8 protein-coding genes are annotated in these 11,825 nt (G+C 71.6%); 3 read left to right on the forward strand and 5 right to left on the reverse strand.

The window, feature by feature from the left end; genetic code table 11:
* Positions 1 to 7: 7 nt before the first annotated feature.
* The 4 genes from araC to chvE are packed head-to-tail and all read right to left on the reverse strand — an operon-like array spanning position 8 to position 4,878.
* On the reverse strand, positions 8 to 907 hold the full coding sequence (gene araC, locus HZU84_RS01290; protein WP_149504029.1) for an arabinose operon transcriptional regulator AraC: 900 nt from the start codon (positions 905 to 907) through the stop codon (positions 8 to 10).
* A 9-nt stretch (positions 908 to 916) separates the two neighbouring features.
* Positions 917 to 2,140, reverse strand: coding sequence for a multiple monosaccharide ABC transporter permease (mmsB, locus tag HZU84_RS01295; protein ID WP_149504028.1), 1,224 nt, complete (start codon positions 2,138 to 2,140; stop codon positions 917 to 919).
* 55 nt (positions 2,141 to 2,195) lie between these two features.
* Positions 2,196 to 3,737, reverse strand: a complete 1,542-nt coding sequence (gene mmsA / locus HZU84_RS01300; protein WP_149504027.1) for a multiple monosaccharide ABC transporter ATP-binding protein — start codon at positions 3,735 to 3,737, stop codon at positions 2,196 to 2,198.
* 46 nt (positions 3,738 to 3,783) lie between these two features.
* Positions 3,784 to 4,878, reverse strand: a complete 1,095-nt coding sequence (gene chvE, locus HZU84_RS01305) for a multiple monosaccharide ABC transporter substrate-binding protein (RefSeq protein ID WP_149504026.1) — start codon at positions 4,876 to 4,878, stop codon at positions 3,784 to 3,786.
* Positions 4,879 to 5,412: 534 nt separating this feature from the next.
* Between chvE and HZU84_RS01310 the strand changes: the two genes are divergently transcribed.
* From HZU84_RS01310 to araA, 3 genes are read left to right on the forward strand one after another with little or no spacing between them, the layout of a single operon-like run.
* The gene (locus tag HZU84_RS01310) at positions 5,413 to 7,158 is read left to right on the forward strand and encodes a ribulokinase (protein ID WP_223120887.1); all 1,746 of its coding nucleotides are present in this window, start codon (positions 5,413 to 5,415) and stop codon (positions 7,156 to 7,158) included.
* Positions 7,155 to 7,940 (forward strand): L-ribulose-5-phosphate 4-epimerase, encoded by a 786-nt coding sequence (locus HZU84_RS01315; RefSeq protein ID WP_149504025.1) that lies wholly within the window; start codon positions 7,155 to 7,157, stop codon positions 7,938 to 7,940. The genes HZU84_RS01310 and HZU84_RS01315 overlap by 4 nt, the downstream gene beginning before the upstream one ends.
* 55 nt (positions 7,941 to 7,995) lie before the next feature.
* The gene (gene araA / locus HZU84_RS01320) at positions 7,996 to 9,495 is read left to right on the forward strand and encodes an L-arabinose isomerase (RefSeq protein ID WP_149504024.1); all 1,500 of its coding nucleotides are present in this window, start codon (positions 7,996 to 7,998) and stop codon (positions 9,493 to 9,495) included.
* On the opposite strand, the gene HZU84_RS01325 is transcribed toward araA, so the two are convergent.
* On the reverse strand, positions 9,455 to 11,716 hold the full coding sequence (locus HZU84_RS01325; protein ID WP_244954283.1) for a heavy metal translocating P-type ATPase: 2,262 nt from the start codon (positions 11,714 to 11,716) through the stop codon (positions 9,455 to 9,457). The two genes, araA and HZU84_RS01325, sit on opposite strands and share 41 nt — an antisense overlap.
* Positions 11,717 to 11,825 lie beyond the last annotated feature (109 nt).

The raw sequence follows: 11,825 nt of genomic DNA on the forward strand, positions 1-11,825 counted from the left end.
GCGCTGATCAGCGCGCATCGCCGTCGACCTCGATCCAGGGGTCGGCGGCTTCCGCGTGGCTGCGGCGGAACTCGGTCGGCGCCACGCCCACCCGCTTGCGGAACACCCGGGAAAAATACAGCGCATCGTCATAGCCGACCCGCGCGGCGATCGCCGAGACCGGCGTGGCGGTGCTCTGCAGCATGTGCTTGGCCAGGATGATGCGCTGGTCCTCGCGCCAGCGCAGCAGGTTGACGCCGATCTGCTCGCGAAACAGATGGGCCAGGCGCGACGGCGACAGGCAGACCTCGGCCGCCACCTGCTCCAGGCTCAGGTCGCGCGCGAGCTGGTCGGTCAGCAGCTGGCAGGCGGTCTGGATGCGGCTGTCCAGCGGTCGCGCGTCGCTGCCGGGCTGCTCCTCGTGGCAGCGGATCAGCAGCCGCTCGACCAGATTGAGTGCCAGCTCCTGCGAGGTGCGCCGGCCGCCGCGGTGGGTGGCGTCGATGTCGGCGAACAGCTGGGCCATTTCCTCGCGCAGCGCCGGATCGGTCAGCGGCAGGCGTCCGACCTGGCCGCCCGGTGCGGTCGGCCAGCGCAGCCAGCTGGCCCAGAAGGCGCGTGGACGGAAATACACCCAGCGGTGGTGCCAGCGCTCGGCCTGCGGGGCGCGGCCGTAGTAGTGCGGCACGCCGGCCGGGAACAGCAGCAGATCGCCCTCGTGGCAGTCGAAGCGGTGCTCGCCGTCATGCACCCGCCCGCTGCCGGCCACCGTCAGGTTCAGGATGCAGCCCTTCATGCCGCCGGGGCGGTCGATGTGGAAGTCCAGCGGTCCGTCCTGCTCGATCGGCGTGAGGCCGGCGACCAGATAGAGGTTGAAGTTGTAGCCCGGCAGCAGCGGGTTGAGCTGACGGGCGGCGTCGCGGCTCACGGCGGGCCTTCAGCGGTTCTTCTGCCAGACATCGAGGAACACGGCGGCCAGCAGCACCAGTCCCTTGATCACCTGCTGGTAGTCGATGCCCACGCCCATGATCGACATGCCGTTGTTCATCACGCCCATGATGAAGGCGCCGATGACCGCGCCCATCACCTTGCCGACGCCGCCCGAGGCCGAGGCCCCGCCGATGAAGCAGGCCGCGATCACGTCGAGCTCGAAGCCCAGGCCGGCCTTGGGCGTGGCGGTGTTCAGCCGCGCGGCGAAGACCAGGCCGGCCAGCGCAGCCAGCACGCCCATCGTCACGAAGGTCATGAAGGTCAGCCGTTCGGTGTGGATGCCCGACAGGCGCGCGGCCTTCTCGTTGCCGCCCAGCGCGTAGAGGCGGCGGCCGGTGACGGTGCGGGTGGTCAGGAAGTCGAAGGCCAGCACCAGCGCGGTCATCACCACCAGCACGTTGGGCAGACCCTTGTAGGACGCCATCAGCGCGCAGAAGTACAGCAGCAGGCCGCTGAAGACCGCCAGCCGCACCGCGCACAGCGCCAGCGGCTCGGTGCGCATGCCCCAGCGGGCCTGCTGCTGGCGCGTGCGCAGCGCCGACACCATCATGACGCCGGCGGCGACCGCGCCGATCAGCAGCGTGCCGCTGCGCAGGCCGCCGTCGACGGCCAGCGGGTCGGGAATGAAGCCCGAGGCCAGGCGCTGGAACTCCTCCGGGAAGGGCCCGACCGACTGGCCCTGCAGCAGCGCCAGCGCCAGGCCCTTGAACACCAGCATGCCGGCCAGCGTGACGATGAAGGACGGAATGCGAAAGCGGGCGACGAACAGGCCCTGGGCCGCGCCGATCAGGCCGCCCACCGCCAGGCACAGCACGCTGGCGGCCAGCGGCGACCATGCCTGCTCGACGATCAGCACCGCTGCCAGCGCGCCGATGAAGCCACAGACCGAGCCCACCGACAGGTCGATGTGGCCGGCGACGATGACCAGCAGCATGCCCAGCGCCATGATGACGATGTAGCTGTTCTGCAGCACCAGATTGGTCAGGTTCAGCGGCTGCATCAGCGTGCCGTCGGTCATCACCTGGAAGAAGCCCATGATGACGACCAGGCTCAGCAGCATGCCGTAGTCGCGCAGATGGCTCTGCAGCACAGGCCAGAGGCCGCCTTCGGCGGGGCGGGAGGCGCCGGCATCGGTGCCGGGCAGGGTGGGGGCGGGCAGGGGGCGATCCATGACAGTGATGACGGTGTTCGGGAACGGAGTTCTGCGGTTCGGGCGGAGGTTCAGTTCAGGCCGCGCGAGGCGCGGCGGTGACGATGGCGCGCATCACGCGCTCCTGGGTGGCCTCGGCGGTGGGCATCTCGGCGACGAAGCGGCCCTCGTTCATCACGTAGAGACGGTCGCTCATGCCCAGCAGCTCGGGCAGCTCCGACGAGATCAGGATCACCGCCTTGCCTTCGGCTGCGAGCTGGTTGATCAGGGTGTAGATCTCGTACTTGGCACCGACGTCGATGCCGCGGGTGGGCTCGTCGAGAATCAGCACCTCGGGCCGGGTGAACAGCCACTTGGCCAGCACCACCTTCTGCTGGTTGCCGCCGCTGAGGTTGAGCGTGCGGTGGTCGACGCCCGAGCTGCGGATGCGCAGGCGCTCGCGGTAATCGCTGGCCACCGCATGCTCCTGGCCGGGCTGGATGACGCCGGCGCGCGCGACGCCGGGCAGGTTGGCCAGCGGGGTGTTGAAGCGGATGTCCTGGTCGAGCACCAGACCGCAGCCCTTGCGGTCCTCGGTCACATAGGCCAGGCCGGCGGCGATCGCGCGCTGCACGGTCGACAGGTCGACCGGCCGGCCGTGCAGCAGCGCCTGGCCGCTGATGCGCGTGCCCCAGGCGCGGCCGAAGACGCTCATCGCCAGCTCGGTGCGGCCGGCGCCCATCAGACCGGCGATGCCGACGACCTCGCCGGCGCGCACCTGCAGGCTGACGCGGTCGATGACGCGCCGCTCGGGCTGCTGCGGATGGTGCGCGCACCAGTCGCGCAGCTCGAACACCACCTCGCCCGGGCGGGCGGTGCGCGGCGGCCAGCGCTCGGCCATCGTGCGGCCGACCATCGCGCGGATCACCCGGTCCTCGCCGACCGGCTCGACGCGGCAGTCGATCGTCTCGATCGTGCTGCCGTCGCGCAGCACCGTGACCCGGTCGGCCACGCGCGCGATCTCGTTGAGCTTGTGCGAGATCAGGATGCAGGCGATGCCCTGGGCGCGCAGTCCGATCAGCAGGTCGAGCAGGGCCTGGCTGTCGCGTTCGTTGAGGCTGGCGGTGGGCTCGTCGAGGATCAGCAGCCGCACGTCCTTGGCCAGCGCCTTGGCGATCTCCACCATCTGCTGCTGGCCGATGCCCAGCCGGCCCACCGGCGTGGCCGGATCGATGTCCAGGCCCACGCGCTTGAGCAGCTGCAGCGCCCGCTGGTGCGCCGGACCGGGCTGCAGCACGCCGTGGCGCGCGATCTCGTGGCCGAGGAACAGGTTCTCGGTCACCGACAGCAGCGGCACCAGCGCCAGTTCCTGGTGGATGATGATGATGCCCAGGCGTTCGCTGTCGGCGATGCCGGCGAAGGCCTGCTCGCGGCCCTCGAACAGGATGCGGCCGTCGTGGCCACCGGCGGGGTAGACACCCGACAGCACCTTCATCAGCGTGGACTTGCCGGCGCCGTTCTCGCCGACCAGCGCGTGGATCTCGCCGGCATGCACGCGCAGGTTGACGCGGTCGAGTGCGACCACGCCGGGAAAGGTCTTGCGGATGTCCTGCATCTCCAGCAGGGGGGTGTCGTCCATCGGGGGCTCCGGTCGTTCGCGGGAATCGGGGGCGGCAGGCCGGCGCTCAGCGCAGCTGCGATTCCTTGTAGTAGCCGCTGTCGACCAGCACCGTCTTCCAGTTGCCGGCGTCCACCGGCACCGGCTTGAGCAGGTAGCTGGGCACCACCTTGACGCCGTTGTTGTAGGTCTTGGTGTCGTTGACCTCCGGCGCCTTGCCGCTGAGCACCGCGTCCACCATGTTGGCCGTCACCTTGGCCAGTTCGCGGGTGTCCTTGAAGATGGTCGAGAACTGCTCGCCCTTGAGGATGGACTTGACCGAGGGCACTTCCGCGTCCTGGCCGCTGACCACCGGGCAGGGCTGCTGCGCGGTGCAGTAGCCCACGCCCTTGAGGCTGGAGAGGATGCCGATGGACAGGCCGTCGTACGGGCTCAGCACCGCATGCACCTTGTCCTTGCCGTAGAAGGCGGAGAGCAGGTTGTCCATGCGGGCCTGGGCGACCGCGCCGTCCCAGCGCAGCGTGCCGACCTTGTCCATGCCCATCTGCTTGCTGCGCACCACCAGCTTGCCGCTGTCGATGTAGGGCTTGAGGACCGACATCGCGCCGTCGTAGAAGAAGAAGGCGTTGTTGTCGTCGGGGCTGCCGCCGAACAGCTCGATGTTGAAGGGGCCCTTTCCCTGCTTCAGGCCGAGCTTGTCGACGATCGAGGTGGCCTGCTGCACGCCGACCTGGAAGTTGTCGAAGGTGGCGTAGTAGTCGACGTTCCTGCTGCCCTTGATCAGGCGGTCATAGGCGATGACCTTGACGCCCTTGTCGGCCGCGTTCTGCAGCGCCTTCGACAGCGTGGTGCCGTCGATCGAGGCGATCACCAGCACCTTCGCGCCCTTGGTGATCATGTTCTCGATCTGGGCCAGCTGGTTGGGAATGTCGTCGTCGGCGTACTGCAGGTCGGTCCTGTAGCCACGGGCCTTGAGCACCTTGACCATGTTGTCGCCGTCGGCGATCCAGCGCGCCGAGCTCTTGGTCGGCATCGAGATGCCGATCGTGCCCTTGTCCTGGGCCTGCGCCGGACCGGCACCGCCGAGCCCGACCAGGACGCCGATCGCGCAGGCGCTGAAGGTGGCCACCAGCTGGCGGCGGGAGATGCGGGAGGTGGTCATGGCGTTTGTCTCCGTCGATGTTCCGGGTGGTTTCCGGATGGGGGTTTCGAATATCCTGGCAAGTGATCCGAAGTGATCCGTAGAGTTTTTCCGGGTTCCCGGGAAAATGATTCTCCGGATCGTCGCCCGGCCGGTCGGCTGCCGTCGGCGACGCGGACCGCAGGTTAGGTGAGACCGGGTGCAGGTCGCCTGAGGGTTCACCCGGATGACGGCAATCGTCAGCCGAAAAGTCCATGCCTTCGACCGACGATGAACAGGCCGCCGGCCAGTCCGGCACCGCTTTCAGGGGGAAGTCTGCGTTCGCGCCTGCAGCGGCCCTGTCGCAGGACCGGCCCGGGCTCCCGATATTGTCCATGGATGAAAACCATCGCGTACAGCGGCCAGCGTGCCCGGCGGGCTGATGCGCATCGCGCGCGTTTCGTGCATGTTTCCAGCCGGATCGTGTTTGTCGTCCAGCGATCGATGCCGCCACACTGCCGCTCGTCTGAATATCTGCCGCCATCGCGGTGGAAACCCCTTCGAGGATTCCGTGACGTGAATATCGACAACGCGATCAGCATCGGCATCGACTTTGGCAGCGACAGCGTGCGGGCGCTGGCCGTGCGCTGCGCCGATGGCCGGGAACTGGCCTCGGCCTCGGCGGCCTACCCGCGCTGGGCCCGCGGCCTGTACTGCGACCCGGCGGCCCAGCGCTACCGCCACCATCCGGCCGACTACATCGAGGCGATGACCGCCGCCGTGCGCGAGGTCGGCGAGGCACTCGGCGCGGCCGGCCGCGCCGCGGTGGTCGGCATCGGCATCGACAGCACCGGCTCGACGCCGGCGCCGATCGACGCCGAGGGCCGCGTGCTGGCGCTGCGCCCGGAGTTCGCCGAGAACCCGGACGCGATGTTCGTGCTGTGGAAGGACCACACCGCGATCGCCGAGGCGCAGGCGCTCAACGAACTGGCCCACGGCGGGGCGCAGCCCGACGTCACCCGCGAGGCCGGCGGCGTCTATTCCAGCGAGTGGTGGTGGGCCAAGATCCTGCACGTCAGCCGCAGCGCGCCGGCCGTGGCGGCGGCGGCCTGCAACTGGGTCGAGCTGTGCGACTGGATGCCGGCGCTGCTGGCCGGCCGCAGCGCGCCGACGGTGCTGCCGCGCGGGCGCTGCGCGGCCGGCCACAAGGCACTGTGGTCGCCGCGCTGGGGCGGGCTGCCGCCGGCCGGATTCCTGCAGGCCTATGGCGGCGACGCGCTGCAGCGGCTCGACGCGCCGCTCTACCGCACGACCCAGACCGCCGAGCTGCCGCTGGGCCGCCTCGATCCGGACTGGGCCGAGCGCCTGGGCCTGCCGGCGGGCGTGGTCGTGGCCGGCGGTGCCTTCGACTGCCACATGGGTGCGGTCGGGGCGGGTGTGGCGCCGGGGATGCTGGTCAAGGTCATCGGCACCTCGACCTGCGACATCACCGTCGTCGATCCGCGGCAGCTCGGCGAGCGCACGATTGCCGGCATCTGCGGCCAGGTCGAGGGCTCGGTGCTGCCGGGCTGGGTCGGCCTGGAGGCTGGCCAGTCGGCCTTCGGCGACCTGTACGCGTGGATGAGCGGCCTGCTCGGCGGCGCGCTCGACTGGGCGGCGCAGCGGCCCGAACTGGCGGCTTGCGCCCCGGCGCTGGCCGAGGCCCGTGCCGCGCTGCTGCCGGCGCTCAGCCAGCAGTGGCTGCAGCGCTGGCAGGCCGATCCGGCGGCCACGCTGGCGCGCACGCCGCTGATGCTCGACTGGATCAACGGCCGCCGCAGCCCCGGCGCCGACCAGCGGCTGCAGGGCGTGCTCGGCCATCTGACGCTGGCCAGCGATCCGGTCGACCTGTTCGGCGCCGCGCTGCTGGCCACCGCCTTCGGCGCACGGGCCGTCAACGAGGCCTTCGAGCACCAGGGCGTGCCGGTTCGGCGGGTGCGCGCGCTCGGCGGCATCGCGCGCAAGGCGCCGGCGCTGATGCAGCTGCTGGCCGATGTCTGCGACCGCGAGGTCGAGGTGGTCGCCTCCGACGAGTGCTGTGCGCTTGGCGCGGCCATCTTCGGCGCGGTGGCCGCCGGTGCCCACGCGGGCGTCGAGCCGGCGATGGCTGCGATGGCCAGCCCGCTGGCGGCCGTGCACCGGCCCGATGCCGCGCGCCATGCGCTGCTGCAGCCGCTGTTCCAGCGCTACCAGCGCTGGGTCGCCGCCACCGAGCCGCTGCACGCGCCGGCCGCCGAGCCGCTGGCCTTTCCCGTCCTTCCGTCCGCTGTCGAGGCCTCATGACGCTGCCCCTTTCCTTTCCTCCCGTCGCCGAATGCGTGCCGCGCCCCGAGGACGCGGCGGCCGATCGCCAGGCGCTCGACGCGCTGCGCGAGCAGGTGCTGCAGGCCAATCTGGCGCTGCCGCGCCACGGCCTGGTGCTGTTCACCTGGGGCAATGTCAGCGGCGTCGACCGTGCCCGCGGCTGGATGGCGATCAAGCCCAGCGGCGTGGCCTACGAGCGGCTGCAGCGAGAGGACATCGTGGTGCTGGCGCTGGCCGACGGCGCGAGGGTGGCCGGCACGCTCAAGCCCTCGTCGGACACCGCCACCCATCTGCACCTGTACCGCCAGTGGCCGGGCATCGGCGGCATCGTCCATACCCATTCGACGCACGCGACCGCCTGGGCCCAGGCCGGGCTGCCGATTCCCGCGCTGGGCACCACCCATGCGGACTATTTCCATGGCGAGGTGCCGTGCTCGCGCCCGCTGCGCCCCGACGAGATCGCCCGTGACTACGAGGGCGCGACCGGCGAGGTGATCGTCGAGACGCTGGCGGGGCGCGATCCCGCGGCCTGTCCGGGCGTGCTGGTCAGCGAGCACGCGCCCTTCGCCTGGGGCCGCGACGCCGCCCAGGCGGTGCACCACGCCGCGGTGCTGGAGGAGGTCGCACGCCTGGCGCTCTACACCCGCCAGCTCGACGCCGACCGGCGCCCGATCGGCACCGCGCTGCTGGACAAGCACTACCTGCGCAAGCACGGCCCCGGCGCGACCTACGGCCAGCAGCCGCCCGCCGCCCGCACCTGAACCGGGTTCTCCTCCCGTTCCTCCTTCCGTCCTGTTCCTTTCCGCTGTCTTCATCATGCCCATCACCGTTCCCGATCTCGACTGCTGGCTTGTCGTCGGCTCCCAGCACCTGTACGGCCCGAAGACGCTGCAGCAGGTCAGCGCCCATGCCGAGGCCCTGTGCGCCGGCCTGAACGCCAGCGGCGCGCTGCCGCTGCGCCTGGTGCTCAAGCCGGTGGTCACCGACAGCGACGGCATCCTGGCGCTGTGCCGCCAGGCCGATGCCGATCCGCGCTGCGCCGGCCTGGTCACCTGGATGCACACCTTCTCGCCGGCACGCATGTGGATCGCCGGCCTGGCGGCGCTGCGCAAGCCCTTCATGCAGCTGCACACGCAGTTCAACGCCGAGCTGCCGTGGGCGACCATCGACATGCAGTTCATGAACCTGAACCAGACCGCCCACGGCGGTCGCGAGTTCGGCCACATCGCCGCGCGGCTCAGGCGCCCGCACGAGGTCATCGTCGGCCACTGGAGCGAAGCCACGCTGCAGCGCCGCCTGGGCGACTGGATGCGCGTGGTCGCCGCGGTGCAGGACAGCCAGCAGCTGAAGGTCGCGCGCTTCGGCGACAACATGCGCGAGGTCGCGGTCACCGAGGGCGACAAGGTCGAGGCCCAGCTGCGCTTCGGCTATGCGGTCAACGGCCATGCGCTGGGCGATCTGGCCGCGCGCATCGACGCCATCGACGAGGACCGGGTGCAGGCGCTGCTGCAGGCCTACGAGGCCGACTACGAGCTGGTGCCCGAGGTGCGCGAGGGCGGGGAGCGCCGCGCCCGCCTGGTCGATGCCGCCCGCATCGAGGCCGGCCTGCGCGACTACCTGCAGCGCGGTGGCTTCGGCGCCTTCACCACCACCTTCGAGAACCTGCACGGCATCCGCCAGCTGCCGGGCCTGGCGGTGCAGCGCCTGATGGCCGACGGCTACGGCTTCGGCGCCGAGGGCGACTGGAAGACGGCCGCGCTGCTGCGCGCGATCAAGATCATGGGCGCCGGCAAGCCGGGCGGCGCGTCCTTCATGGAGGACTACACCTACCACCTGGTGCCGGGCGAGGAGCTGGTGCTGGGCGCGCACATGCTCGAGGTCTGCCCGAGCATCGCCGGCGCGCAGGACCGCCCGCGCCTGGACGTGCAGCCGCTGTCGATCGGCAAGAAGGACGATCCGGCGCGCCTGATCTTCGCCGCGGCGCCCGGCCGCGCGATCCACAGCACGCTGATCGACCTCGGCCACCGCTTCCGCCTGATCTGCCACGAGGTCGACGTGGTCGCGCCGCCGCAGGCGCTGCCGCACCTGCCGGTGGCCCACGCTGTCTACCGGCCGCTGCCCGATCTGGCCCGCGGCACCGAGGCTTGGATCCACGCCGGCGGCGCCCACCACACGGTGTTCAGCCAGAACGTCTCGATGGACCAGCTGCGCGCCTGGGCCGAGGTCTTCGGCATCGAGTGCGTGCACATCGGCGCCGACACCGACCCGGCGCAGCTCAAGCAGATGCTGCGCTGGGGCGAGGCGGCCTGGCGCTGAGCGCAACCGGCCGCCAGCGCGACAGCAGCAGCGCGTTGCTGATGACGCTGACGCTGCTGGCGGCCATCGCCGCGCCGGCCACCACCGGGCTCAGCAGCCCGGCCGCCGCCAGCGGAATGCCGACGATGTTGTAGATGAAGGCCCAGAACAGGTTCTGGCGGATCTTGCGGGTGGTGCGCCGCGAGATGTCGATCGCGTCGGCCACCGCGCCGGGGTCGCCGCGCATCAGCGTGATGCCGGCCGCATGCATCGCCACGTCGGTGCCGGTGCCGTCGCTGTGGGTGATTGCCAGGCCGACGTCGGCCGCGGCCAGCGCCGGCGCGTCGTTCAGGCCGTCGCCGACCATCGCCACCTTCCGGCCGTCCTCGCGCAGGGCCTGGATCACCCCGGCCTTGTCGCCGGGCAGCACCTCGGCGCGCACCTCGTCGATGCCCAGCAGCCGGCCGGCGGCCTCGACCGCGCTGCGGTTGTCGCCGCTCACCAGCAGCGTGCGCAGGCCCATCGCGCGCAGCCGGCCGATGGCCTCGACGGCGCCGGGCTTGAGCGTGTCGCCGAAGGCCAGCGCGCCGAGCAGGCGCGGCGGGCCGTCCGGCATGATCTCGGCCAGCCAGGACAGCGTGCGGCCCTCGCCCAGCCAGGCCCGGGCCTGCGCATGCAGCGGCGCGGTGGCGACGCCGAGCTCGTCCATCCAGCGCTGGCTGCCCAGCCGCAGCGCGCGGCCCTCGACCGTGCCGGAGACGCCGCGACCGGGCTCGGCGCGCAGATCGGCCGCGGCGGTCACGGTGTCGGCGGCCGAGGCCTGCGCCCGGGCCGCCTCGTTCACCGCGCGCGCCAGCGGATGCTCGCTACCCGACTGCAGTGCCGCGGCCAGGCGCAGCGCCTCGCGCTCGCTCAGGCCGGGCGCGGCCGCCAGGCCGGTCAGCGAGGGCTTGCCCGCCGTCAGCGTGCCGGTCTTGTCGAAGGCGACGACCCGCACCGCCTGCGCCACCTCCAGCGCCTGCGCGTCCTTGATCAGGATGCCGTGGCGCGCCGCCGCGCCGGTGCCGACCATGATCGCCGCCGGCGTGGCCAGACCGAGCGCGCAGGGGCAGGCGATCACCAGCACCGCCACCGCGCGCAGCAGGGCGGCCTCCCAGTCGCCGCCGATCAGGCCCCAGCCCAGCAGCGTCAGCAGCGCCAGCACGATCACCACCGGAACGAAGACCGCGCTGACCTGATCGACCAGGCGCTGGATCGGCGCCTTCTTCGCCTGCGCCGACTCGACCAGCCGCACGATGCGCGCCAGCGTGGTCTCGGCGCCCGTCGCCAGCGTGCGCACCACCAGCCGGCCCTCGCCGTTGACCGCGCCGCCGGTGACGCGCTGGCCGGGCTCGCGCGCCACCGGCAGGCTCTCGCCGGTCAGCAGCGATTCGTCCAGATGGCTGGCGCCCTCGACGATCTCGCCGTCGACCGGCACCCGCTCGCCCGGCCGGATCACCACCCGGTCGCCGACACGCACCCGCGCCAGCGGCCGCTCCTGCTCGGAGCCGTCGGGCGCGATCACCCGCGCGGTCTCCGGCGCGAGCGCCCGCAGCGCGCGGATCGCCTCGACGGTGCGGTGCTTGGCGCGCGATTCCAGCCACTTGCCCAGCATCACCAGCGTGATGACGACGGCCGCGCTCTCGAAGTAGAGATGGTGGCCGTGGCCCGTCATCAGCAGCCACATCGATAGCGCATAGGCCGCGCTGGTGCCCAGCGCGACCAGCAGGTCCATGTTGCCGCTGCCGGCACGCAGCGCATGCCAGCCGGCACGGTAGAAGCGCGCGCCCAGCCAGAACTGCACCGGCGTGGCCAGCAGCCACTGCCAGCCGCCGGGCAGCATCGCCTGCACGCCGAAGGGCTCGAGCAGCATCGGCGCCACCAGCGGCAGCGACAGCAGCGCCGCCAGCAGCACCCGCCGGCCTTCGTCCAGGAGCGGCTCGCGCGGCGCATCGGTGCCGGCCGGCGCGTCGGTCGCGGCCTCGTCGGGCACGTCGAAGCCGGTGCGTCGGATCGCCGCGGCCAGCGTCTCGCGCGCCACCGGCTCGCGGGTGTGCACGGTGGCCTGCTCGGTGGCCAGGTTGACCTCGGCCTCGGTCACGCCGGGCACCTTCTTCAGGGCCTTTTCAACGCGGGCCACGCAGGAGGCGCAGGTCATGCCGTCGATCGGCAGGGTGAATTCGGTCTGGGGGCGGGCTTGCATCGTCGTGACTGTGCCTGGGTGCGATCCAGGGTGATTGAGCATTGTCAATCTGCCCTGGCCTGAATGAGGCGGGCTTTCGGCCATCTTTTCGATTCTGCGCCTTCGGGTC

The organism is Sphaerotilus sulfidivorans (assembly GCF_013426975.1).
Taxonomy (GTDB): Bacteria; Pseudomonadota; Gammaproteobacteria; order Burkholderiales; family Burkholderiaceae_C; genus Sphaerotilus; species Sphaerotilus sulfidivorans.